The organism is Nonomuraea pusilla (genome assembly GCF_900109355.1).
Taxonomy (GTDB): domain Bacteria; phylum Actinomycetota; class Actinomycetes; order Streptosporangiales; family Streptosporangiaceae; genus Nonomuraea; species Nonomuraea pusilla.
Map to the genome: position 1 here is coordinate 60,214 of NZ_FOBF01000002.1, position 21,912 is coordinate 82,125.

At 72.0% G+C, this 21,912-nt stretch carries 22 protein-coding genes and 1 pseudogene; 9 read left to right on the forward strand and 14 right to left on the reverse strand.

The window, feature by feature from the left end:
* Positions 1-7 precede the first annotated feature (7 nt).
* On the reverse strand, positions 8-1,624 hold the full coding sequence (locus BMX74_RS03315; protein ID WP_091098174.1) for an ABC transporter substrate-binding protein: 1,617 nt from the start codon (positions 1,622-1,624) through the stop codon (positions 8-10).
* Positions 1,625-1,785: 161 nt separating this feature from the next.
* Between BMX74_RS03315 and BMX74_RS03320 the strand changes: the two genes are divergently transcribed.
* On the forward strand, positions 1,786-2,859 hold the full coding sequence (locus BMX74_RS03320; RefSeq protein WP_055501560.1) for a LacI family DNA-binding transcriptional regulator: 1,074 nt from the start codon (positions 1,786-1,788) through the stop codon (positions 2,857-2,859).
* Here the strand turns inward: BMX74_RS03320 and BMX74_RS03325 are convergent.
* The 4 genes from BMX74_RS03325 to BMX74_RS03340 form a co-directional block, all read right to left on the reverse strand.
* The gene (locus BMX74_RS03325; RefSeq protein ID WP_055501561.1) at positions 2,846-3,274 is read right to left on the reverse strand and encodes a sensory rhodopsin transducer; all 429 of its coding nucleotides are present in this window, start codon (positions 3,272-3,274) and stop codon (positions 2,846-2,848) included. The genes BMX74_RS03320 and BMX74_RS03325 overlap by 14 nt on opposite strands.
* Positions 3,275-3,284: 10 nt before the next feature.
* A complete protein-coding gene (locus BMX74_RS03330; RefSeq protein ID WP_091098176.1) occupies positions 3,285-4,058 on the reverse strand; it encodes an SDR family NAD(P)-dependent oxidoreductase in 774 nt (257 codons plus the stop codon).
* 71 nt (positions 4,059-4,129) lie between these two features.
* The gene (locus BMX74_RS03335; RefSeq protein WP_091098178.1) at positions 4,130-5,587 is read right to left on the reverse strand and encodes a sugar porter family MFS transporter; all 1,458 of its coding nucleotides are present in this window, start codon (positions 5,585-5,587) and stop codon (positions 4,130-4,132) included.
* A 144-nt stretch (positions 5,588-5,731) separates the two neighbouring features.
* Positions 5,732-6,868, reverse strand: a complete 1,137-nt coding sequence (locus BMX74_RS03340) for a mandelate racemase/muconate lactonizing enzyme family protein (RefSeq protein ID WP_055501564.1) — start codon at positions 6,866-6,868, stop codon at positions 5,732-5,734.
* A 237-nt stretch (positions 6,869-7,105) separates the two neighbouring features.
* Between BMX74_RS03340 and BMX74_RS03345 the strand changes: the two genes are divergently transcribed.
* Positions 7,106-7,795, forward strand: a complete 690-nt coding sequence (locus BMX74_RS03345) for a GntR family transcriptional regulator (protein WP_201784420.1) — start codon at positions 7,106-7,108, stop codon at positions 7,793-7,795.
* On the opposite strand, the gene BMX74_RS03350 is transcribed toward BMX74_RS03345, so the two are convergent.
* The gene (locus BMX74_RS03350) at positions 7,765-8,691 is read right to left on the reverse strand and encodes a LysR family transcriptional regulator (protein WP_091098180.1); all 927 of its coding nucleotides are present in this window, start codon (positions 8,689-8,691) and stop codon (positions 7,765-7,767) included. The genes BMX74_RS03345 and BMX74_RS03350 overlap by 31 nt on opposite strands.
* Positions 8,692-8,788: 97 nt before the next feature.
* Between BMX74_RS03350 and BMX74_RS03355 the strand changes: the two genes are divergently transcribed.
* Both BMX74_RS03355 and BMX74_RS03360 read left to right on the forward strand, forming a co-directional pair.
* Positions 8,789-9,163 carry a YybH family protein gene (locus BMX74_RS03355; protein ID WP_091098183.1) on the forward strand — a complete coding sequence of 125 codons (375 nt, stop codon included), beginning with the start codon at positions 8,789-8,791 and terminating at the stop codon, positions 9,161-9,163.
* A 41-nt stretch (positions 9,164-9,204) separates the two neighbouring features.
* Positions 9,205-9,849: a TetR/AcrR family transcriptional regulator gene (locus BMX74_RS03360; RefSeq protein ID WP_091098185.1), complete on the forward strand. Its 645-nt coding sequence runs from the start codon at positions 9,205-9,207 to the stop codon at positions 9,847-9,849.
* A 20-nt stretch (positions 9,850-9,869) separates the two neighbouring features.
* Here the strand turns inward: BMX74_RS03360 and BMX74_RS03365 are convergent, their stop codons facing one another.
* Complete coding sequence (locus BMX74_RS03365; protein ID WP_055501568.1) at positions 9,870-10,661, reverse strand: class I SAM-dependent methyltransferase; 792 nt, start codon at positions 10,659-10,661, stop codon at positions 9,870-9,872.
* A gap of 178 nt (positions 10,662-10,839) precedes the next feature.
* Here BMX74_RS03365 and BMX74_RS03370 point away from each other — a divergent pair, with 178 nt between their 5' ends.
* The 3 genes from BMX74_RS03370 (at position 10,840) to BMX74_RS44845 (ending at position 15,047) form a co-directional block, all read left to right on the forward strand.
* Positions 10,840-11,775 carry a GNAT family N-acetyltransferase gene (locus BMX74_RS03370; RefSeq protein WP_201784421.1) on the forward strand — a complete coding sequence of 312 codons (936 nt, stop codon included), beginning with the start codon at positions 10,840-10,842 and terminating at the stop codon, positions 11,773-11,775.
* A gap of 902 nt (positions 11,776-12,677) precedes the next feature.
* On the forward strand, positions 12,678-14,213 hold the full coding sequence (gene fxlM / locus BMX74_RS03375) for a methyltransferase, FxLD system (protein WP_091098188.1): 1,536 nt from the start codon (positions 12,678-12,680) through the stop codon (positions 14,211-14,213).
* Between the two features lie 345 nt (positions 14,214-14,558).
* Complete coding sequence (locus BMX74_RS44845; protein ID WP_055501569.1) at positions 14,559-15,047, forward strand: hypothetical protein; 489 nt, start codon at positions 14,559-14,561, stop codon at positions 15,045-15,047.
* A 108-nt stretch (positions 15,048-15,155) separates the two neighbouring features.
* Here BMX74_RS44845 and BMX74_RS03385 read toward each other — a convergent pair whose 3' ends face one another.
* The 4 genes from BMX74_RS03385 to BMX74_RS03400 all read right to left on the reverse strand — a co-directional run bounded on the left by BMX74_RS03385 (position 15,156) and on the right by BMX74_RS03400 (position 17,617).
* A complete protein-coding gene (locus BMX74_RS03385) occupies positions 15,156-15,554 on the reverse strand; it encodes a tail fiber domain-containing protein (RefSeq protein ID WP_143078539.1) in 399 nt (132 codons plus the stop codon).
* 2 nt (positions 15,555-15,556) lie between these two features.
* Positions 15,557-15,751 carry a hypothetical protein gene (locus BMX74_RS03390; RefSeq protein WP_055501571.1) on the reverse strand — a complete coding sequence of 65 codons (195 nt, stop codon included), beginning with the start codon at positions 15,749-15,751 and terminating at the stop codon, positions 15,557-15,559.
* A 350-nt stretch (positions 15,752-16,101) separates the two neighbouring features.
* Positions 16,102-16,950, reverse strand: coding sequence for a transposase family protein (locus tag BMX74_RS03395; RefSeq protein ID WP_055501572.1), 849 nt, complete (start codon positions 16,948-16,950; stop codon positions 16,102-16,104).
* 259 nt (positions 16,951-17,209) lie between these two features.
* On the reverse strand, positions 17,210-17,617 hold the full coding sequence (locus BMX74_RS03400) for a VOC family protein (RefSeq protein ID WP_055501573.1): 408 nt from the start codon (positions 17,615-17,617) through the stop codon (positions 17,210-17,212).
* Positions 17,618-17,826: 209 nt separating this feature from the next.
* Between BMX74_RS03400 and BMX74_RS42800 the strand changes: the two are divergent.
* Together BMX74_RS42800 and BMX74_RS03405 are read left to right on the forward strand one after the other, a co-directional pair.
* Positions 17,827-18,017 (forward strand): annotated as a pseudogene (locus BMX74_RS42800) (helix-turn-helix transcriptional regulator); the annotation flags it as partial.
* A 342-nt stretch (positions 18,018-18,359) separates the two neighbouring features.
* The gene (locus BMX74_RS03405; protein ID WP_143078540.1) at positions 18,360-18,722 is read left to right on the forward strand and encodes a hypothetical protein; all 363 of its coding nucleotides are present in this window, start codon (positions 18,360-18,362) and stop codon (positions 18,720-18,722) included.
* Between the two features lie 408 nt (positions 18,723-19,130).
* Here BMX74_RS03405 and BMX74_RS43770 read toward each other — a convergent pair whose 3' ends face one another.
* The 3 genes from BMX74_RS43770 to BMX74_RS03415 all read right to left on the reverse strand — a co-directional run bounded on the left by BMX74_RS43770 (position 19,131) and on the right by BMX74_RS03415 (position 21,870).
* Entirely contained in the window at positions 19,131-19,292 is a 162-nt protein-coding gene (locus BMX74_RS43770; protein ID WP_176573274.1) for a hypothetical protein, read from the reverse strand.
* Between the two features lie 502 nt (positions 19,293-19,794).
* On the reverse strand, positions 19,795-20,361 hold the full coding sequence (locus tag BMX74_RS45345) for a DUF4291 domain-containing protein (protein ID WP_055503794.1): 567 nt from the start codon (positions 20,359-20,361) through the stop codon (positions 19,795-19,797).
* Positions 20,362-20,967: 606 nt separating this feature from the next.
* The gene (locus BMX74_RS03415; RefSeq protein WP_063791946.1) at positions 20,968-21,870 is read right to left on the reverse strand and encodes a GNAT family N-acetyltransferase; all 903 of its coding nucleotides are present in this window, start codon (positions 21,868-21,870) and stop codon (positions 20,968-20,970) included.
* Between the last annotated feature and the right edge of the window lie 42 nt (positions 21,871-21,912).

Genomic DNA, 21,912 nt, shown 5'->3' on the forward strand with positions numbered 1-21,912 from the left:
GTCGAGCTCAACCGGCCGATCCCAGCGGGGCGCCCCACGGGAAGACGAGCTGGGCGATGCCGGTCGGCGCGCCGGTGAGCCGCTTGTTGAGGAACATGCTGTGCGGCACCTCGTACAGCGGGATCCAGACCACGTCGCGGACGGCGATCTCCTGCAGCCTGGCGACCGTCGCGGCGCGCGCGGCCGGGTCGGCCTGCGCGTTCGCCTCGTCGACCAGGGCGTCGTACTCGGGGTTGGAGTAGCCGCCGTAGTTGGCGAAGTCCCCGGTCGTGAGGATGCCGTAGAACTCCAGCGGGTCGGGGGTGGAGTCGTACCAGATCGTCATGACCAGGTCGATCCCCTCCCGGGCCTTGGGGTCGGAGAACAGCGCCGTGTAGGCCTCGGGGGCGACCGCCTTCAGCTCGACCTGCAGGCCGATGGCCTGGCCCGCCGACTGCACGGCGTTGGCGATGACGCCGATCTCCGGGGAGAGCGTGCTGGTCGCCATGACGATCTTCTTGCCGGTGGCGCCGGCCTCCTCGATCAGCTTCTTGGCCCCGGCGACGTCCCGGGTGAGCGCGGGAAGCTTCGCGTAGTACTCCTTGGCCGCCTCGGGGGCGATGCCCCAGGCGCCGGTGGCGCCGGGCGCCTTCGCCGGGGTGGCGACGCCGCCCGCGGCGGCCCTGATGATGCCGTCGCGGTCGAGTGCCATGGACAGCGCCTTGCGGACCTTGACGTCGCCGAGCGTGCCTTTGAGGTCGGTGGGGATCAGGTTCACGGCCGTCGTGTTGGGGCCGAAGTAGAGCGTGCCGCTCGTGGCGGTGCGGAGCTTGGGGAATCCGCTCGACGGCAGCAGGTAGCCGCCGTCGACCTCGCCCGCGAGCAGCGCGTTGACGCGGGCGGCCGGGTCCGGGATGAACACGTTCCTGATGGTGTTCGCCTTCGGAGCCAGTGACGGGTCCCAGTAGCCGCCGAACTTCTTCAGCGTGATCGACTGGCCCTTCTGCCAGGAGTCGAGGGAGAAGGGGCCGGTGCAGTCGACGCCGACGTCCGGGGTGCCGTAGCCCTCCTTCGCGAGGGACGCGGCGCTCGCGATGGTCCCCGCGGAGGTGCCCATCTCCTCGTTGAAGAGCTGGTCGGGCTTCTTCAGATGGACGGTGACCTCCATCGGCCCGGTCTTGTCGATCCTTTCGACGTTCCGGTAGACGGAGACCCAGTACGAGCCGACCTTCGGGTCCATGTGGCGGCGCATGCTGGCGACGACGTCGTCGGCGGTGAGCGTCGAGCCGTGGTGGAATCTCACGCCCGGACGGATCGTGTAGACCCAGCGCTTGGGGTCGGGCGCCTCCGCGGCGGTGGCCAGGCCCGGCTCCACCTTCAGGTCGGGGGTGATCCGCATGAGCTGCTCGCACACGTTGGCGAGCACGGTGTTGGGTGGGTAGTCGAAGGCGTACGCGTAGTCCAGGGACTGCGGTTCCGCGTAGAGCGACCAGGTCACGGTGTCCACCGGGCCCTTGGCGGGCGGCGTGTCCTTGGTGATCTCGAAGGCGCCTGCGGCGCCCTTGGTGCCGGCGGGCGGGCCGCCGCAGGCGGCGACGGCGAGCGCGAGCAGCGCTCCTGCGGCGGCGAAACGGGAGGTGCGCATCCGACCACCTCTTTCGGAACGGGCCGCAACCATCGGCGTGCGGCGGAAGTGGCTGCGAGTATTCGTGAAGGAACGTTCCTGCACAAGACCTTGAGGGAACGGTTCTGCGATCCGTGCGAGGGGGTTGGCGGGGCGCCCCGCCGGATGGCAGGATCCCGCTCATGAGCACGCCGGACCGCGGCCCCAGGGTTCGCCTCGTGGACGTGGCCCGCGCGGCAGGGGTGTCCAAGACCACCGTGTCGGACGCGCTGAACGGGGCCGGACGGCTTCCCGCCGCCACCCGCGAGCACGTGCAGAAAGTGGCGCGCTCCCTCGGCTACCGCCCGAACGCCACGGCGCGGCTACTGCGCGCCGGGCACACCCGCCTGCTCGGCGTCGCGGCACGCGAGTACGTCGAGACACCGTGGGTCTACCCCGAGCTGGCCTACTTCGCCCAGATCGTCACCGCCACGACCCGGGCGGCCCTGGCCCACGGCTACGGGGTCGTCCTGCTGCCCACCTACGGCCCCGACGACTGCTGGCTCGACATGCCGCTCGACGGCGTCTTCGTCATCGACCCGGTCCAGGCCGACCCGATGGTCAGGGACTTCCTCGCGGCGGGCGTCCCCGTGGTCGCCGACCGCAGGGCACTGGCCGAGGCCGCGGACCAGGCGCGGGACATCGGCCGGTGGGTCGACTTCGACTACGCCGCCGCCGTCCGCCAGGTCCTCGGCCACCTGGAGGAGGCCGGGGCCGAGCGCGTCGCCGTCGTCGCGGGCGCGACCACCGCCTGCTTCCACCAGCAGACCACCCGTGCCTACCTCCAATGGTGCGCCGAGCGGCGACGCGAACCCCGCATCGCGTACCTCCCCGCCCCAGGGGTCCAGCCGGCGCTGGACGCCGTCACCGAGTTGCTCGCCGCCCCCGCCCCGCCAGACGCGCTCCTCACCCTCGTCGAGCTCAGCCCGCCGCTCCTGCTGGACACGATCCGCAGGCTGGGCCGCTCGGTCCCCGACGACCTGCTGCTGGTCTGCGCCACGGAGGACCCGGCGGCGCGCTACACCGACCCGCCGATCAGCACGCTCGGCTTCCTGCCGGGCCAGACCGCCCAGGCGGCGGTGGACCTGCTCGTCGACTGCCTCGAAGGCCGCGCGGGCGACGCCGGACGCCTGTTCTCGGCCGACTTCCAGGCCCGCGCGTCCTCCGCCCCTCCCGCCCGGAGGGCCGCGCGGCCGCCCCGGCTCACCCGCGGCTGAGGCCCGGCGGGAACCCGGGGAGCTCCTGGGGCGAGACGGGGAAGGCGATGGTGCTCATGAGGGCGTTGGCCTCCTGCCGGGAGTCCAGCCGGGTGTGCTGGACGACGATGGGCACGTCGCTGGTGACCACGAGGCAGTAGTCGGTGCCGACGGGGATCCGCTCCGGGTCGTGGAGGTCGTTGATCCGCTGGTGGAAGGCACGCCGGGCAGGGATGGAGAGGACGAAGGGGCCGGCGGGCTCGCGGTCGGTGAAGTAGACGCGCACCAGCACCCGCGCCCCGGTGTCTCCCGCGTTCAGCATGCAGATGCTGTCGTGGCTCGTCATCTCGGGCTCGGGGCCCGAGCTGCGGGGTGGGATGTAGCCGTCGGCGACGACCCAGGTGGTGGCTCCGACGCCGGCGCTGCGTGGCCGCATGATGGTCCTTTCAGAAGTCGTTCGCGCCGCGGGCGGTGAGGCCGCCGTCGACGTGCAGGTGGGCGCCGGTGACGTAGCTCGCCTTGGGGCCGAGCAGCCAGTCGACGGCTTCGGCGATCTCCTCGGGGCGGGCGAGCCGGCCCATGGGGATCTGCGTCCTCGCGCGCTCGGCGAGGTCGCCGCCCGCGCCCGCGGTGACGTCGAGCAGCGGGGTCGCCGTCGCGCCGGGGACGACGCCGTTGACGCGGACGCCCGACGCCGCGTAGTCGATGGCCAGCGCTCTGACGAGGGCCGACACGCCGCCTTTCGAGCTCCCGTAGGCGCTGTTGGAGCCGCCGGCGAACCCCACGAATGCCGAGGGGGAGGAGACGCACACGATCGCGCCGGCGAGCCCCTGGGCGAGGAGGAGGCGGATGGCCTCACGGCAGGTGAGGAACGTGCCGCTGAGGTTGACGTCGATCACCTTCGACCATTCGGCGAGCGTGGTCTCGTGCGCCTTGCGGGCGATCTCGATCCCGGCGTTGGCGACGACGCGGGTGGGGACGCCGAGCGCCGCGTGGCACCGCGCGTAGGCGTCGGCGACGTCGGCTTCGCGGGAGATGTCGGCGGTGATGGCCAGCGCCCGGGGAGCGCCGAGCGTCTCCGCCCGCGCGGCGACCGCTCGCACGCCGGCCTCGTCCTTGTCGAGCAGCGCGAGCGGACGTCCGGCCGCCGCCTGCGACAGCGCCACGGCCCGGCCGATGCCGGAGCCGGCTCCGGTGATCAGGGTGATGTCGTTCCGCATCGTGGTGTGCCTCCGGGTTGTGCGTCACGGCCGCGGGGCCGTGGGGCAGGGGGACGTGAGGGGACGCGCGCTCAGACCTGCGGAGCGCGTGGCGTGAGCCTGTCGGTCATGTCCTCCAGTTCGCGGTTCGTCGTCTCCCGTACCCCGAAGCGGACCAGGAGCCAGGAGAGCACGGCCATGACCGCGTACACCGCGTAGCTGCCGGGCAGCGAGATCTGCCGCATGGTCGGGAAGGACAGGTTGAGTCCCACGCCGGCGATCCAGTTGACCGACGCGGCCAGCGCGAGCGCCACCCCGCGGACGGAGGTGGGGAACATCTCGCCCAGCAGCACCCACACGACGGGGCCCCACGAGATGGCGAAGAACACGACGAACAGGTTCGCGCCGACGAGGGTGAGCGGCCCCCACGCCCCGGGGAGCGTCAGCTCGTCGCCGGCCACCGCGGCCTGGGAGAACCCGACGCTGACCAGGACGAGACCGGCCGCCATGCCGGCCGAGCCGGTCAGCAGCAGGCGACGCCGGCCGACCCGGTCGATGAGCGCGATCGCGGCGACCGTGGCCAGCACGTTGATCAGGGAGCTCAGCACCGACAGGCCGAACGAGGCGGACTCGTCGAACCCGACCGACTTCCACAGCGAGTTGGAGTAGTAGAAGATCACGTCGATGCCGACGAGGGCCTGCAGGGCGGCGATGCCGACGCCGACCCACACGACGGGCAGCAGCCCGGTCCGGCGGGAGAGCAGGTCGCGGAAGCGGGGGCGGTGCTCGCCCGGGACGGCCGAGTCCATCCGGTCGACGTCGCGTTCGGCCTGCTCTCGGGAGATGGCGTGCAGCTCGGCCAGGACCCGGCAGGCCTCCTCGCGGCGGCCCCTCGCGGCCAGGTGGCGCGGCGACTCGGGGATCCGCAGGGAGAGGACGCCGTAGACGACCGCGGGGACCAGCCCGGCGAGGAACATCCACCGCCAGGCGGGCAGCCCGAGGAACGTCCCGGCGTCCGCGCCGCCGAGCACGGCCGCGATGAGGGAGTCGGAGAGCAGGGCGGCGAAGATGCCGAGGACGATGGCCATCTGCTGGAGCGAGGACAGCCGGCCGCGGACGGAGGCGGGCGCGATCTCGGAGATGTAGAGAGGGCCGAGGACCGTCGCGTACCCGACGGCCACGCCCGTCAGCAGCCGCCATGCCGCGAGGTCCCAGAAACCCGACGACAGCGCGCAGCCGGCGGCCGCCGCGGCGAAGATGACGGAGGCCACCCCCATCACCCTGGTCCTGCCGAGACGGTCGGCCATCCAGCCGGCGAGCAGCGACCCCGCGGCGGCGCCGAACAGGGTGATGGCGACGACGACGCCCAGCCCGACGGTGTCGAGGGCGAAGGCGTCCTTGATGGGGTCGACGGCCCCGTTGATGACCGCCGTGTCGAAGCCGAACAGGAACCCGCCGACCGCGCCGGCGACGGAGACGAGGACCACCTTGCGGGATGGTCTGCCGATGGTCGGCCTGGACGGGGCCGTGGCCGGGTGCTCGCCGGACATGCGCTCTTCCTTGCTTTCGGGGGGTGGGGACGGATCGCTCGCGGTGGGCGGCTCTCGGGGACGGACGGTACGCGACGGGTCCGGCGGCGTGCCGTCCGCCCACGGGACCACGGTTTCAGCGGGGGGACGCCGGGCAGTGCCCGGTCACGGCCGCAGCAGGGCGGTCGCGTCGGTGTAGCGGCCGAGGGCGTCCGGGTCGAGACGGATGCCGAGGCCTGGCGCGTCGGGGATGGCGAGCATCCCGTCGTCGTCCAGCCGCCACGGCTCGGCGGTGAGGGAGTCGACGTAGGGCGACCCGGTGACGTACTCGACCAGGTCGGTGCCGGGCAGCGCCGAGGCGAGCTGCAGGTCGGCGGCCAGGCCGACGGCGGTGTTCCAGCCGTGCGGGATCAGCCGCACGCCGTGGTCCTCGGCGGCCCACCCGATGCGGCGCTGCTCGCTCAGGCCGCCGACCTTCGTGACGTCGGGCTGCACGATGTCGAGGGCGCCGGACTCCAGCCACGGGTGGAAGCTCTGCCGCCGGGTCAGCACCTCCCCGCCCGAGATCGCCACGGGAGCCTCGCGGCGCAGGTGCACGTAGTCGTCGAGGGCGTCGGGGCTGAGCGGCTCCTCGAACCAGGCGACGTCGTGACGGTCGAGCATCCGGGCGGTGCGCAGCGCCCACTTGTAGCCGTTCCTCCAGGCGCTGTCGCTGCCGCCCGCGTCCACCATGAGCAGCGCGTCCGGGCCGACGGCCGCGCGCGCGGCGGCGACGATCCGCTCGTCGAGCTCCGCGCTGACCCGCCCGAAGGGTCCCCAGCCGATCTTGAACGCCCGCCAGCCCTGCGCGGCGAGCCGGCGCAGCTTCTCGGCCAGGACCTCCGGCGTGTCCATGAGCAGGGAGGCGTAGGGGCGCACGCGATCGCGGTGGCGTCCGCCGAGCAGCCGCCCCACGGGCTGGCCGGTCGCCTGGCCGAGCAGGTCCCAGAGCGCGAGGTCGATCCCGCTGATCGTGTGGGTCACCGTGCCGCCCCGGCCCATCCAGAACGTGGCCCGGTGCAGGCGTTCCGAGAGCCGCTCGGGCTCGGTCGCCTCCTGGCCGACCAGCAGCGGCCGCAGGATCTCCAGGGCGCCGCGCACCAGAGCCTCGCTGGTGAATACGCTGCCGATGCCGATCGGCCCGTCGTCGGTGTGGACGGCCACCAGGGTGTGCACGACGTCGTCGGGGGTGAGCTCGTCCTGCCAGCCGCCCTCCGGGGTGGCGCCTCGCAGGCCGGCTGCACGGATGTCACGGATTCTCATGGGTCCTGATTCGCTGGTGAAGGGCTCTGGGCGAGCCTGCGGACGGTGGATGAGCCGGAGCGCTGGGGCGCCCCGGGCGGGCTCCGACGCACCGGTCTCGTGCTGAGGGCCGGGGCGGTGATGGGGAACACTAGACCGGAGGATGGCAGATGGTCAACCATCTGCCATTCGCGGGAACGGCTATCGTAGGCTCGACGCCCGCACGCGGCGGGCTCCTCAGGCAGGGATGGGACACACGTGACGAGCTCGACGCCGACCTCGATGCCGACCTCGATGCCGACCTCGGCCCCGCCGGCCTCGCGGCGGGAATGGATCCTGAACTGGCTTCGCCAGGCCATCGCCGACGGCGAGCTGAAACCCGGCGACCGGCTGGTGGAGCGCGAGCTGTCGGCCCGCTCCGGGGTCAGCCGTGGTCCCGTGCGGGAGGCGATCATGATCCTGGAGCAGGAAGGGCTGGTGGTGACCCACCCCTACCGGGGGGCCGAGGTCGCCGGCATCACCCAGCGCGAGGTGCGCGAGGTGCTGGTGCCGATCCGGCTGATCATCGAGCGCTTCGCCTTCAGGGAGGTCGCGGAGACCCGCCCGCCCGAGCTGCTCGACCGGCTCGAAGGCATCGTCGCGCAGATGGCGGACGCCGCGGCGGCCGGCGGGTCCGCCGAGCGGCTGGCCGACCTCGACGTGGCGTTCCACGAGGCGGTCATCGCCGCCGGCGGGCACGCCCAGGCGCTGCAGATCTGGCGCACGATCCAGCCACGGGTGCGGGCCTACTTCGTACGCGACGCTCCCAGCCACGCCTCCCCCGAGGAGATCCCCCGGCAGCACCGGGCGCTGCTCTCCGCGTTGCGCTCCGGCGAGGTCGAGGAGGTGGAGCGGGCCGCCGCCGGACACATCGAGACCTACCTCGGCCCCGGCTCCCCGGACGTCTGACGCGAGGGCTCACGGCCCCACCCGGCGAACGCGCGACGGCTGTGCGCGAGCATCTCGCGGACGGCCGGCCCGTGCGCGCTCCGCCACACCAGGGCGAGCAGGGCGGGCGCCTCGGCGTCGTCGATGACGCGCGCGACCAGCCGGTCGGCGTGCGCCCGCGCCATCGACTCGCTGAGCACCCCCACGGCCAGGCCGCGCGCCGCCAGGCCGGCCACGGCGTCGCCCGCGCTCGCCTGGAGCGCGATCACCGGCCGGACCCCGCGCGCCGCGCACGCCCGGTCGAACACCGTGCGCAGGCCCGTGCCGGGCGGCATGCACACGATCGGGTGCTCGGCCAGGTCGCGCAGCGTCACCCGGCGCGGCCCGGCCAGCGGGTGTCCGGGGGGCACGGCGGCGACGAGCCGCTCGCTGACGATCGTCATCGCCTCCAGCCCCTCGGGCGCCGGGCTCGCGGTGCCGACGAGCGCCAGGTCGAACGCGCCCGACCTGACGCCTTCGACGAGCCGGTCGGAGTCGTCCTCCAGCAGCGAGAGCTCCACGCCGGGGTGGGCGCGGTGGAAGGCGGCCAGGGCGTCGAACAGCGGCGTGACCGTGCAGCCTGTCACCATGCCCACCGCGAGCCCGCCCCTGATGAGGCCGGTGACCTCGCCGACCGCCTGGCCCACCGACGCGGCGGCGGCGAGCGCCGCGCGGGCGTGCTCCAGCGCCGCCTTGCCCGCCACGGTGAGGGTCGCGGCGCGGGCGGAGCGGTCGAACAGCTCCGCGCCCAGCTCGCGTTCGAGCTGGCGGATCTGCGCGCTGACGCCGGACTGGCTGATGTGCACGCGCTCGGCCGCCCGGGTGAAGTTCCGCTCCTCGGCGACCGCGACGAAGTACTCGAGCTGCCGCAGTTCCATGACTGTCGATTCTAGTTCCCATCGCAATCATCTGTTGGACTTCTCATTCGCGGCCGCGCAGGCTGGGAGGCGTAACCGGAGGAGACAGGAGGCATCCATGGAGAACGAGGCGTACGAGAAGGCCATGCGGCCCGAGGACATCACCCGCCTGTTCGTCGAAAGGTCCAACGCGGGCGACGCGGCCGGGGTCGCCGCCCTGTACGAGGAGGACGCCGTGCTCGCCTATCCGTCGGGCAGCCGGACGGTGGGACGCGAGGCCATCAGGCGGCTGTGGGAGAAGGTGCTGGCCGGGCGGCCGGCGTTCGCGTACGAGGAGCCGCTGCCGACGCTCGTCCACGGCGACGTCGCGCTCACCTCGACCGCGCCGAAGGACGGCGCGGGGGCGCGGGCCCAGGTCGTCCGCCGCCAGCCGGACGGAAGCTGGCTGCGCGTCATCGACCAGCCGGAGTTCACACCCGTCACGGGCCGCTGAACGCCCAGGTTAACGGTGTTCATGCTGGGTAACGGCCCTGCATGAGCCTGCAGAGCGATGGGGGACAGAGGGAGCTGATCCTTCAGGTCGCGACCCGGCTGTTCGCGGCGCTCGGCTACGACGGCACGTCCGCCCGCCAGATAGCCGAGGCCGCGGGCGTGGACGTGGCCACGATCAAACGCGAGATCGGCGACAAGCGCGACATCTACCTCGCGGTGATGGACCAGGCGTACCAGATGATGAAGGAGGTCCTGGACGCCGCGGCGGCCGAGTTCCAGGAGACCCGGTCCATCCACCTGGTGCTCGACAGGTACCTGGACTTCTGCGTGGAGACGCCGGAGATCATCTCGATCTGGATCCATCGCTGGCTCTCCGACGCGCTCGACGTCGGCGACCTGGAGCAGCGCTACATCATGCCGCTGTCGGCCATGTTCGTGGAGGCGTTCAGCGACCACCTGCGCCACAGCGAGGCCGACGTCGAGTACATGATCTGGACGATCATCTGGTGCTGCGACGGGTTCGTGAAGGGCGGCGTGATGGAGATCGACAGACGGCTGCACCGGGCGTCGGAGCCGGAGACGCTGGAGCGTTTCCGCCGCCACATGCACCGGCTCGTGCACCGGCACTTCGGCCTGCCGGGGGAGCCGCCCGCCGGCGAGTCGATGCTCCCCCTGGGCAGGCGCTGACGCGACACGCCCCGGCAGGGTCAGGCGGGGCGGCGGGCGACCGTGAGCAGGTGGCCGCTGACCCCGAGCAGCGACGGGACCGACTCCAGGGCGCGCTGCGCGTCCAGCAGGAGCGCGCGGCGTTCCGCGTCGTCGAGCCAGTCGCCGAGGTCGCCGTACAGCCAGAAGGCGCCCTCCAGCCCGTACCGCGCGACCTCGGGGAAGCCCGCGTCGGCGAACTCGCCCGGCACCTCGCCGGGGTCGTGGAAGTAGGCGGCGAAGCCGTGCGTCGGTGACAGCATGACGCCGGTCTCCAGCGACGCCAGCGCGGCCCGCCGCTCCGGCTCGTTCGCGTACAGGCCCTGGAGGACCGTGTCGTGCACCGCCGCGTACCGGTTGATCGTCGCGGCGGCCACCACGCCGCCCGGCCGCACCGCCCTGCGGGCCTCCGCGAGGGCTCGCACCCGGTCGGCCCGCTCGCCCAGGTGGTAGAGCGGGCCGAGCAGGAGCACGGCGTCGGCGCACCCGTCCCGCACGGGCAGCTCGCGCGCGTCCCCCTCGCGCGCCGTCACGCCGGGCAGCCGCGACGCCAGCTCCACGTGCAGCGGCACGGGGTCCAGCAGCTCCACCTCGTACCCGTCGGCGGTCAGCCACTCGGCGTGCACCCCCGTGCCCCCGCCGACGTCCAGCACCCGGGCCGGTGGCGCGGGCAGGACGCGGCGCAGGACGTCCTGGGTGCGCCAGAACTCCAGCCGTCCCCGCCCTCCACGCAGCCGGCGGTCCTCCTCGCCCTGCGCGTAGTACGCCAGGACCCGTTCCCTCGTGACAGCCATACCCGATCATCACCCGCCCCGTCCCTCCCGGACAATCGGATATCTCGCTGCTCTTGTGAAGCGGGCACGCGATGCTGGAGCATCTCTGGACGGTCGCGAGACGGAGGCGGGGACGGGAATGGCCGACACGGGGACAGGCGCGACGACCACGGCGCGGGGTCGCGGGCCGCAGGGGGCCGTGACCCTGCGCGGGTTCGCGGCGGGCGACGAGGCGTCGCTGGTCGAGGCGTGGAACGAGAGCGCGCAGGCCGACCCGGTGACGCCCGCCTGGTTCCGCGACTGCGTCCTGCTCGACCCGAACTTCGACCCCGAGGGCCTGCGCGTCGCCGTCGCGGGCGGGCGGGTCGTGGGGTGCGCGTACGCGGTGCGCAGGCTGGTCCCGCTCGCGCCCGGCACCGGCCTGGAGCCCGGGTCGGGCTGGATCCCGTTCTTCTTCGTCGCGCCCGGCCACCGCCGCGCCGGGCTGGGGCGGCGGCTGCTCGGCGAGGCCCTGCGCTTCCTGGACGAGCACGGCGCCACCCGCGTCGAGTTCGCCTCCTACACGCCGCACTACCTGCTGCCCGGCGCCGACCCCGCCCTGTACCCCGGCGCGCTGCGGCTGCTCGGAGCGCTGGGGTTCGAGACGGTCTCCACACCCGTCGCCATGGACGGCTCCCTGGTCGGCCACCGCGAGCCCGACGACGTCCGCGCCCTGCGGGCCATCAGGGAGAGCGAGGGGTACGCCTTCCGCCCGCCCCGTGACGGCGAACTGCCCGAGCTGATCCGCTTCGCCGCGCAGTCGTTCAACCCCGACTGGGGCGAGGCGATCAGGCGCCACCCCGACCCCCGCAGGATCCTCGTCGCGTGGAACGGCCGCGTCGCCGGGTTCGCCGTGTACGGCGCCTACCGGGGCGTCGCCGAGCGGTTCGGCCCGTTCGGGGTCGACCCGGCCCTCCGCGGCACCGGCCTCGGCAAGATCCTGCTGCATCTCACCATGGCCAGGATGCGCGCGGAGGGCCTGCACTCCGCCTGGTTCCTGTGGACGGGCGAGACCAGCCCGGCCGGCCGCCTGTACGCCGCCGCCGGCTACCGCGTGACCCGGCGCTTCCACGTCATGCGCCGCACCGCCCCATGACGCTCCCCGGGGCCGGGCTCCCGCGAGCCCCGTCACCGGTACCACAGCCCCTACGAAGACCGTCACCGCAGCGCTCGGCGGCCGCGACGGCGGCGGCCTCGGAGGCGACGCGGGCGACAGGGTCGGCGACGCCGAGGGCGCGGGCCCGGCTGGGGTGCCGCACGGTGAGCGGCCGCTCATGACGGGCGGGGAACGTGAGCCCGCCGTCCGAGTAACGGACGCGGGGCCTGCGCGATGTGCTGCGCGAGGCAGCCCGCGCCTGGGGCAGCCATGCCGGATCGCGCCCGGCAGGTCGCTGCTGTGGAGGATCTGGCCGCGCCAGCCGACAGCGTGCGGCAGCAGCCCCGTGGACGCCTCGGTCACGACGGCGAGCCGGTCGGTGATGTCGAACAGGGCCGGCACGGATTCGAGGGCCTCTTCGAACGCCGGCCAGTGCGGGCTTCGCCGGTGTTGGTGGGCGAGGACCTGGCCGAGGCGGCGGCCGGCAGCGTGCCGGATCAGCGAGCCGCGCCTCCCGGATGGTGGTGGGCCGGCCGTGAGGCAGGGTCGTCGCGATGGACAGCCACTGCGTCTGCCCCGGGGCGGCCAGGGACAGGCAGACGCGCGGTGCTGGTAGCCGCGCCGCGCGAACCGCACGTCGTCCAGGACGATCCAGTAGTCCGCCGCGACCAGTTCGGCCAGGGTGGAGAGCCTGGGGAACAGGTCGGGCCGGTGGATCGCGCACACCCCGGCCAGTGGCTGATGCTGCTCAGGCGAGGAGTCGGCCGTCGAATCCGGCGCGCAGAAGAGCTTGGTAGGCGTCATGCGCCTCTTCAGGTACGGGCTGCTCGACGGCCTAGCCGAGCTTGCGCCCGGTCATCAGCCCGCGCGACGCGACCCGCCGGGCGGCGGCGATCCGCGCTATGCGGCGCCTGGTGAACGCCGACGCCGGCAAGCGCGACACCACCGAACCCGGCCGGCGCGGCCGCGTCGCCGCGTTCGAGGACGCCGGCCGCCGCCTGGCCCAGCTCGCGGCCGGCGGCCGACTCCGGCGAGGGCTACGCGCCGTCCTCGCCCACCACGCGATCTTCGCTTTCGACCGCGCCGCCATACCCGTGGCCGAGCAGGCCGCCGCGGCGTGGCTCGGCCGGCACGTCGCCTTCGGAGACGACGAGCCGGCCGCCGTGTCTACCCGCCGGTCCGCACCCACAGCCCCTACCTTCGAGCAGATGGAGAGCACCATCACTACGACCACCGACCCCGCCGACCTGCGTAACGCCATGGTGGACAGGTTCATCGAGTCCGGCCACCTGCGCACCCCCGCGATCATCGACGCCTTCCGGCAGGTCGAGCGCCACCGGTTCATCCCCGACGCCGCCATCGAGGCCGCGTACGTCGATGACGCCGTGCCGATCAAGCACGATGAGGACGGGGAGATGATCTCCTGCATCTCCGCGCCGTCCATCGTCGCGACCCAGCTGGAGCAACTGGGCGCCCAGCCCGGCCACAAGATCCTGGAAGCCGGGGCCGCCACCGGCTACAACGCCGCCCTCCTCGGCCGGCTCGTGGCCCCCGGCGGGCATGTGTGGACCGTGGATGTGGACACCGACCTGGTCAGCACCGCCGGCGAGCACCTGGCCGCCGATGGGGCGTCGAACGTGACCGCGGTGCTGGCCGATGGCGCGGCCGGGCTCCCCGAGCACGGCCCGTTCGACCGGATCCAGTTCACCGTGGGCGCCGGCGACGTCCCCCTCCCCGTGCTGGAGCAGCTCGCCCCGGGAGGCCGTCTGGTCATCCCGATGCGCATCCGCGGCAGCATCTCCCGCTCCTTCGCCTTCGAGCGCGACGGGGAGACCTGGAAGACGGTGTCCTGCGAGATGGCGACGTTCGTCCCGCTGCGCAAGGGCGTCTGCGACGACGTCTACACCCGCGTCCCCATGGCCGGGCCCGGCAACGTCCGGCTGGAGACTTTCAGCGAGCAGCTCGTGGACCGGGAGGCGATGCGGACCATCCTGGACCAGCCGCAGGCCAAGACGTACTCCGGGGTGAAGTTCCGGCAGAGGGACCCGTGGGAGTGGGTGTATCTGTGGCTGGCGTGCGTCCTTCCCAACGGCCTGTCCCGGATGCCGGGCCGGCGGCCCGGCTTCGCCCCGCACTTCGCGTGGGGTTCCATGGCGGCGGTCGACGGCGACAGCCTGGCCTACCTGACCGTCCGCGAGGGCGACGACGCCGAGGGCCGGTTCTGGGAGATCGGCGTCATCGGCCACGGCCCGCAGGCTGCCTCTCTCGCCGAGCAGGTCGTCGCCGCGATCCAGGAGTGGGACCGCGACTACGGCAACGACGCCCCCGCCCCCGGGTTCCGGATGGCCACGGACGCCCACCGCGACCTGCTGAAGGCCGCCGATGCGCGCTTCGTCATCGACAAGCCCAACAGCCGACTCGTCATCGACTGGCCGTAGAAGAGGGGGGCAGCGTGATGAACCGTGCGATCGCCTGCCGTATCCCGCTCGTCTGCCGGCCCAAACCTCCCGGGCTTCCGCTGGGGGCCCTGGACCAGGACATCGCGGTGATGCCGCTGGTGAACATCGCGCGGCTCCTGATCCGCGAAGGCGACGGCAGCGGCGCCTACGACATGCTCCGACGGTTGTACCGGGCCGCTCAGCAGCGCGGCACCGCCGTCATCCGTGACCCAGCCGACGCCATGACCGCGCACAGCGCACTGCGGCCTCGGCAACCGGCTCCTCGACGGACGCCAGATCAAGATCATGCCCTGATGGGAGCAGGGCCTCACGGACGAGGCCATCATGATCGACTACGGCGTGCCGACGGAGCCCTGGGAGCGCCCCGTGGCGGCGCTCCTGTCCAGCTCCTGCCAGCCGACCCCCTCGCGGGCAGCACGGCAGGAACTGGACCAGGTCGTGGAGGAAACGCTCGCGCTGGTCACGCAACCCGATCCGCTGACCGCAGCGTTCCAGGCCAGACTCGGCTTGACGGCGCTCGACGTGGCCGCCGACTATCTCGTCTCGGGTGTCCGCGACCTGAGTGCAGCGGTCATCGCCGTGGCTTCCAGCGGCGCCTATGCCGCGCGCGAGGCGCTGGGGCACCACGGGTTGCGCTCGCAGAGGACTGGCGGGCAGCGCCAGGCAGTCGCGGCCGTGCTCGCCGACGCGAGTCTCGGGGCCGGATGCCTCCCCGAGGCCCACGCCAAGGCCTTGACGGCAGCGGTCGAGCAGGCCGAAGGCCGCCTTCGCACTCGGCTCGCCGCCTGCCGACAGTCGAGATCGGCGACCTGAAGTCGAGGACCTGCACACCCTGGTAGGCGATGCTGCGCATAGCCACCGGAGCACAACGCGACCTGCAGTGGTCGGTGGAGCAGCGGGGGTGCTGATACTCGGGACGAGTCAGCCGCTCCTGAACGGCTTCTCCTGGCCGGATGGCGAGGCGGCACCCCGGAGCTGGTCGACTTGCTGCTGGAGATCGACGACGAGCCGGTACAGGGCCTGGACGGCGACGAGTGTCACGCCGTTGGCGTCGACTGCAGGGATGCGGGTGTCCGGCTGGCCGAAGTCGAACGCAGCCTTCCAGTCCTGCGCCATCGGCCCCAGATGGCGCACCCCGGCCGGCTCCCACTCGTACCGCCATGTGCTGATGGGCAGATCGGCGACCTTGGCGAGAATCTCGTAGCCGTTGACAGCGCTGGGGCATGGTCGGGGTGCGGAGTCGTCCTGATGGTCATGGAGCGGCTGCGCGACCGGACGGTGGTGTTGATCGCGCAGCCGCATGAACCCCGACAGCTTCAAGATCAGCGATCCCACTGCACAGCAACGACGTCGCGTTTGATGTTCCGGTCGCTGAAGAGAAGACTGCCGAGAGGCACCCACTGCACGGTCGCACCGGCGCCGACGCCGATGTCGGCGCTGGCAGCGGCTGCGGTAGCAGCGATTGTGCCTGCGGTGACGACCGCAGACGTGGCGAAGAGGCGGATGATCCTGCGCATGGTGTCCTCCTGACATCAACGGCCGAACACGAAGAGTACATGAAAGATTTCGAAGGGTGTCTGACTTTGTTGGGTCGATCCAGCCCGGATCCAGCAGTCGGTCAAGTCCGATGCCCTGTCGCGAGCGTCGCGGCTGTCTTACCGCTGGTCCGCCGGCATCTCCGGGCGCGGCGTGTGCCTGGCCTGCCAGCCCGCGTCTGCGCCGATCGCCGTCGGCAGCAGCGGAATCGTCACCGCCTCTGACCAATGAAGATTGTCCATCCTGAAGTCGCAGGTCATGGGCCTGGTGTGAGCGAGGTCGGTGGTACTCGTGCTGGCTGGTGGCCGGTTCCGGAGCCGATGATCGTTTGTCAGCGGGTGACGTGGCTGCGGGTGAGGACGAGCAGGGCGCGCAGGAGCTGGGTGACTCGGGCCGGGTCGAAGCGGACCTTGGTCAACGTCCGCCACGCCTTGAAGTAGGCGAACGCGTGCTCGCAGACGGCGCGTTCGGCGGCGATGAGCTGGTTGACCTGCTTTTGGGCCGGAGTGAGCGGCTTGTTTCGGGAGGCCTTCTTCCCGGTGATGACGGCGGGCCGGTCGTCGGCTGCAGGGTCATCGTCGAGGCCGACGAAGCCCAGGTCGGCCAGGGCGGCCAGGTCGTGGTCCCGCAACTTCTGGACGATCTTGTTGGGGCGGGCGGTGGTGATCTCGCTGGAGCGGCCCGGCCGCGCGGCCGACACCCACAGCAGATTTCCCTGGGTGTCGGTGATGCCCAGCATCAGCAGCCCGTGGGCCTTATGTTTCCCGCTGTAGTTGCGGCGGTTGTCGGGTCCGGTCCGGCGGTGGGCGCGGATCAGAGATCCGTCCAGCAGGACGACCTGCCCGCCTTTCTTGGCGATCTTCTTCAGTGCGCGGTCCAGGCGGGGCGCCCGGGCGGCGAGCAGCTCGATGACTTCCCAGACCCAGCGATGGACCGTGGAGGGGGAGACGTCGTTGCCGCCGGCCATGTCGGCCAGCCGCTGGACGTGGCGCAGCACCGCCAGCACGACCAGCGCGATCTTGCCGGGCGGCAGCTTACGCCACCGCGAGCCGATCGCCTTGAGATGCGCGCGCAGCAGATCGGCGACCAACACGATGGTCTGCCGCGACAGCGACAGCCGACACTGGTAGACAAGCTCGAAGGTGTCCTCGGCCGGGGCTTGATCGTGGATAGTCGTCATACCCCCGAACGCCCCGCCGGGGACATCTCGCCGTCTGGAGCGAGGGCGGGCGCCCGGCGGGGCGGACGCCCGCACCGATCAAGGATCCGCTGGTCCAGAACCTGCTGTCAGGAATCTGCCGGTCAGGACAGGGCGCGGAACATCCCCGCGCCGTTGCAGTGCAGCCAGCCCCGGTCGGCCAGCCGCGTCACGCCACCCCGTCACCTCCGGCGATTACCCCCGAAAGCCGTCACCAGCTCGGGGCTACTTCCGTGGTCGATTAGGACTGCTGCTGGGTGATGTTGACCATCCAGGTGATCCCGAACTGGTCCACGAGCGAGCCGGCCTCGTCACCCCACGACTGCTTGTCCAGGGGCAACGTCACGGTGCCGCCGGCGGACAGCCTTTCGAAGTAGCCGCGGAGTTCGGCGTCGTCGCCGCCGAGGAAAACCGCAACGTTGTTGCCCGGGTGGAAGGGCATCTTCTCCCGGACGTCCCAACCCATCAGCGTGTAGCCGTCGGGGGTGCGGAGCGTGGAATGCATGATCTTGTCGGCGGGGGCGTCCGGCGAGCCGAACTCGGCGTAGGTGCCCATCTCCAGCTTGCCGCCGAAGACGTCCCGGTAGAACTCCATCGCCTGCCGGGCGTTCCCGTTGAAAGCGATACACGGGTTGAGTTGAGACCCCATCTGATGCTCCTTGGTGTGAGTGAAGTGCGAACGGCCAAGACCGCAGCAGCGGGCACCGACGGTTATCCGAACCTGGCAGTGCTCGACCACCGAGGGGTCGGCCCCGCGGGAACTGCTTGCGCGCCTAGACCGTGGGGAGTGACCGCTCAGGGTGCCTGAGGGTCACTCCGTTAAGCCTTCCGGCAATACACGACACCCTGTGTCGTGTATTGCGGCAGAACCTTTCGTATGCGCCCGACTGGTTGGTCTCGCTGGTGCCGTTGCTGCAGCGGCACGGTCGGCTGTCCGCGGTCGCGCTGGCCCGCGAGCTGGAGGTATCCACCCGCACCGTGCAGCGGCGACATCGAGTCGCTGTCCGCGGCTGGCGTTCCCGGTCTACGCCGAACGCGGCCGGCACGGCGCATCTCCGGATCGCCCTCCGGCTCATCGGGCCGGCTGATCGCCCAGCAGTCACGTCACCCGCTGACAAACGATCATCGGCTCCGGAACCGGCCACCAGCCGGCACGAGCACCCCCGACCCGCTCACACCAGGCCCCATGACCTGCGACTTCAGGATGGATGATCTTCAATCCGGCCACCAGGCGATCAGGGAGTGGTCCGCGTCCACCGCCTGCAGGATCGCCAGCAGCCCCACAGAGCCGAGGAGCCGCCGGCAGGAACGGGTCCGGCGGCCGGAAGTCGAGCACGGCCGGTAGGGTGTCGCCGGTCCACAGGAGGTAGGTTGACGGGCGAGTGGTCGCCGTGGCAGACCTGCGCCGTCAGCGTCGAGGGCAGGTCGGCCGGCAGGCCACGGATGCCGCGCAGCATGTCGCGCCGCTCGGCCGGGGTGCGGCGCGCATCGAGGCCGAAGGCGTCCAGGTGGCGGGAGAAGAGGGCATGGATGCGTCCGAGCGCGTCTCCTGCCGCGGCCGGCTGGGCGGGCGACAGGCGGGTGATGACCTGGCCGGGCATCCACGGCCGGCCGATACCGGTAGCGGCCCACAGGCGATGGGGTCGCCGGACCGTGCGGGGATGACTGCGGCGCCGGTGATGCCGGCCTGGAGCGCGAGCCCGGCCAGGCTGATCGCCTGCCGCTCGGCGTCCAGGTCCGTGCCGGGCGGGTAATTCGACGAACACGCCGCGGCCGTCGTCGAGGGTGGTCCGGTAGTTGACGGTGCCCTGCCCAATCGGCAGCTGCTCGACCGCGCGCGGTGAGTTGCAGCCGGTGGCGAGAGCGGCCGTGACGCGCTCGGCCGCCCCTGGCCGGGCCGGGGCTGGGGGTCGGGTCCGTCACGATGCCTCCTCGTTGGGCTGGGGTGCTGTGATGAGCTGGCAGAACACGCGCCGGTAGGTCGCGGTTTCGACCTTGGTACGCCACGCTCGCGGTGCTCGGCCTGGCCGACATGGTGCTCGCCCAACCACGCCGACGCCGACCACGTGGAGCGGCTCACCGCCCCGGCCGCGCCCGATCCCGGGGCCGGGCTCGCGCACCGCCTCACCGCTGCTCCCTACGCGGTTCTGGGCTGGGCAACCTCACCCGCTACGCCGCTTGGGCGCCAGGTCGACGCCGCGCGGGCCGCCACCCAGGTGCAGGAACGAGATGTCATTGCCGGCGGCCCGGGCGACTAGGTCGGGCACATCCATGTCGCGTACGGAGATGCTGTAGAGCCCCACCTCGTTCATGCCGTCCGCCATGAGAAGATCACTACAGGGTGGGCGGGCAGGGCGCCGGCGCGGGCGAGCGTGTCATAGATGGCGGCGCGGATGTACCGGGCACGACGTGGCACCAGGTGTCGAGCAGCCCCAGCACATCGGCCGGGGCGAGCATCCCGGCGGCGCGATGAGGCATCCCCGGCCACGTCCACCACCAGCCGCGCCGACGGACCGTCCAGCCGGGTGATGCAGCGGACGCAGGGGACGGCCTGATCGGCGGGCGCTGCCGGTCGAACCCCGCGTCGTGCGGGACGGCGTCCAGCAAGCGCCTGTCCTCGCTCCTGCCGGGTTGCAGGCCGAGCGTGATGTAGCCAGCGTCACGGCCGCCTGTCTCCGCCTCCGCGCCGACATCCACGAGGCCTTGCTCAAGCTGGGCCTGCGCCCTCGTCTGCTGGCGACACCCGATCTCATTGCGTCAGGGCCTGTCGCGAAAGGGCTTGTAGTGTCTCAGGCCGCGGGCAACTGATCCCTCGCCAGTCGGCCGTCATCTGCCCGGGGAAAGGAGGCTTTCCAGCGTCCGTGGCAGTGGATACACCCGCTCAGCGGGGAACAGCCGCTGGGCTTTGGTGGCGTGCCCGGTTTGCGTCAGTGCCGCGGCCTTGCGGACCTGGGGGGTGAGGTCGGTGAGGTTGACGATCCACTCGTCGGTGAATGTGCGGATCAGATCGCGGCCGATGCCGACCTGGATGCTGTAGTGGTTCAGCGCCGCTCCGCGCAACGAGCGTTCCGGGTCCCACTGGACATGTACGGCCGCCTGGGCCACAGCTGCCGGATCCGCGGTCGTGAGCACAGCCTGGGACAGAGCTTCCTCCCAGCCCTGCCGGGTCATCCGCACGGCAAGGACGCGCTCTTGGCCGGGTTTGCGGGCCCAGTTGCTGCGGTGCATGAGCCACAGGAATGAGGGCTTGATCCATGTCATCCTGTGGAATGAGAACGGCGCAACGAAGCGGCCCGCTCGCAGCGCTGATTCGGCTATGGCAGGCGCGTATGCCTGGTAGACCACGATCGTGTCAGCGTCGTAGTCTGCGCGAATCTGGTACTGGGGTGCCATGCGCTGCACCCTGCCATCCGGTGCACTCGCATCGCGAGGCATTTTCCCCGCCCCCGGCCGGAGCGCTCTCGTGGCCACGGAACGGTGCCTTTTGCGGCGGTTGATGCCACACTCCACCGCGTGCCGAGCCTTGTAGTCCTCCGGATCGAACTTCGGCGGACGACCGCCCCTGGATCCGAGTTTCTTGCGGTTGCGGGCCTTGTCGGCCTTGTCCGGGATCGTGCAGCGGACGCGGCGTGGGCGCAGGTGGGCACGGTTCTTGCGGGAGGCGTACGCCTTGTCGGCACGCGCCCGCCTGGGCCGGGTGCGCGGCCGGCCAGGCCCATGGTCGTCCGGTTCGACGGCGACCCCGCCGGGCGGCTCCTTCTGCAGGTCCCCCCTTTCCGCGCTCCGGCAGCGGGTTGGTGGGCTCGGCATGCCGTGGAGGGAAGATCTCGTCCGGCTCGACGAGCCGCTGAGCGCGCGCCACAGTCCAGATCTCGCATCGCCCCCTGAAGGGGTGCCGGGCCGCCTGAGGGCGTCTGAGAGCGCTGGGGTTTCCAGGCGGGTGTGCTCGGCGGTGAGGCGGGGCCGGGCGGCCGGGCGGACGCCAGGACGTTCGGGTCGTCAGAGCAGATCGAGTTGTTCGCCGACGAGGCGATAGCCGGCTCTGACCAGGGCGCGGGACGTGGGCACGTCGGCCGCGTCGGCCCCGGCGGCGATCTCGTCGGCGCCGTGGCCGGCCAGGATCCGGGTGGCCTCGGCGAGCAGGTCGTAACCGTAGCCGTGGCCGCGGTGGGCGGGGACGACGCCGACGAAGGCGACGACGGGTCTGACGTGGTTCCTGGCGGGCACCGCCAGGCCCACCAGATCTCCGTCCCGCGTCCTGGCAAGTCGCCACCATGAACGCGACGGAGGACACCCGAGCAGCGGCTCCAGTTCCCTCTCCGTCACGGGGCCGAGACCCTGGACCGCGGCGCCGGATCCGTTCGGCGCGGCCGCCGGATCCGCCTGGATCCGGCGGAACGCGTCAAGGACGGCCTCGTCGTCGGGTTCCTCGCTGAACACGAGCCTGTCGCTGGGCGCCGGCGCCCGCTGATCGCTCTCCCAGAGATAGCGCAGCCGCCGGGCGCGCACCCGCATGCCCGCCTGCGCGGCCGCCGCGACGCGCGCCTCCACCACAGGCCCGGTCACGGGGTCGGCCTGCCAGCCGAGGGGGAGCCGCATGTCGTGGCCGACCCGGAACGGCGCCGCCCGCAGCAGGGCGGCCCCGTCGGCGACGTCGTCGAAGTCGAAGAAGTCGAGGCTGCGCGGGGTGGTGTCGTATGGACCTCCCCACCAGCCCGCCCTGGCCACGACCAGACCGTGGCGGAGCGCCACCCAGCTCCATTCGGGGCGGTACTGCCCCTCGGACGAGAGCGTGCGGTATCCGAAGTGCGTGGGAAGCAGTCCCAGGAGATCAGGATCGGGGCGGGAGAGAAACAGTTCCTCTTCCCCCTGGTCCAATGGCCGGATGACCAGGTGAGACATGGTTGACTCCTTGGTTGTCGCGCATTATGAACCGTTCAAAAA

Excerpts from the sequence above, each read along its gene's own strand:
- BMX74_RS03315 (WP_091098174.1), bottom strand. The coding sequence starts at position 1,624 with ATGCGCACCTCCCGTTTCGCCGCCGCAGGAGCGCTGCTCGCGCTCGCC.
- BMX74_RS03320 (WP_055501560.1), top strand. The coding sequence starts at position 1,786 with ATGAGCACGCCGGACCGCGGCCCCAGGGTTCGCCTCGTGGACGTGGCC.
- BMX74_RS03325 (WP_055501561.1), bottom strand. The coding sequence starts at position 3,274 with ATGCGGCCACGCAGCGCCGGCGTCGGAGCCACCACCTGGGTCGTCGCC.
- BMX74_RS03330 (WP_091098176.1), bottom strand. The coding sequence starts at position 4,058 with ATGCGGAACGACATCACCCTGATCACCGGAGCCGGCTCCGGCATCGGC.
- BMX74_RS03335 (WP_091098178.1), bottom strand. The coding sequence starts at position 5,587 with ATGTCCGGCGAGCACCCGGCCACGGCCCCGTCCAGGCCGACCATCGGC.
- BMX74_RS03340 (WP_055501564.1), bottom strand. The coding sequence starts at position 6,868 with ATGAGAATCCGTGACATCCGTGCAGCCGGCCTGCGAGGCGCCACCCCG.
- BMX74_RS03350 (WP_091098180.1), bottom strand. The coding sequence starts at position 8,691 with ATGGAACTGCGGCAGCTCGAGTACTTCGTCGCGGTCGCCGAGGAGCGG.
- BMX74_RS03355 (WP_091098183.1), top strand. The coding sequence starts at position 8,789 with ATGGAGAACGAGGCGTACGAGAAGGCCATGCGGCCCGAGGACATCACC.
- BMX74_RS03360 (WP_091098185.1), top strand. The coding sequence starts at position 9,205 with ATGAGCCTGCAGAGCGATGGGGGACAGAGGGAGCTGATCCTTCAGGTC.
- BMX74_RS03365 (WP_055501568.1), bottom strand. The coding sequence starts at position 10,661 with ATGGCTGTCACGAGGGAACGGGTCCTGGCGTACTACGCGCAGGGCGAG.
- fxlM (WP_091098188.1), top strand. The coding sequence starts at position 12,678 with ATGCGGCGCCTGGTGAACGCCGACGCCGGCAAGCGCGACACCACCGAA.
- BMX74_RS44845 (WP_055501569.1), top strand. The coding sequence starts at position 14,559 with ATGATCGACTACGGCGTGCCGACGGAGCCCTGGGAGCGCCCCGTGGCG.
- BMX74_RS03390 (WP_055501571.1), bottom strand. The coding sequence starts at position 15,751 with ATGCGCAGGATCATCCGCCTCTTCGCCACGTCTGCGGTCGTCACCGCA.
- BMX74_RS03395 (WP_055501572.1), bottom strand. The coding sequence starts at position 16,950 with ATGACGACTATCCACGATCAAGCCCCGGCCGAGGACACCTTCGAGCTT.
- BMX74_RS03400 (WP_055501573.1), bottom strand. The coding sequence starts at position 17,617 with ATGGGGTCTCAACTCAACCCGTGTATCGCTTTCAACGGGAACGCCCGG.
- BMX74_RS43770 (WP_176573274.1), bottom strand. The coding sequence starts at position 19,292 with ATGGCGGACGGCATGAACGAGGTGGGGCTCTACAGCATCTCCGTACGC.
- BMX74_RS45345 (WP_055503794.1), bottom strand. The coding sequence starts at position 20,361 with ATGGCACCCCAGTACCAGATTCGCGCAGACTACGACGCTGACACGATC.
- BMX74_RS03415 (WP_063791946.1), bottom strand. The coding sequence starts at position 21,870 with ATGTCTCACCTGGTCATCCGGCCATTGGACCAGGGGGAAGAGGAACTG.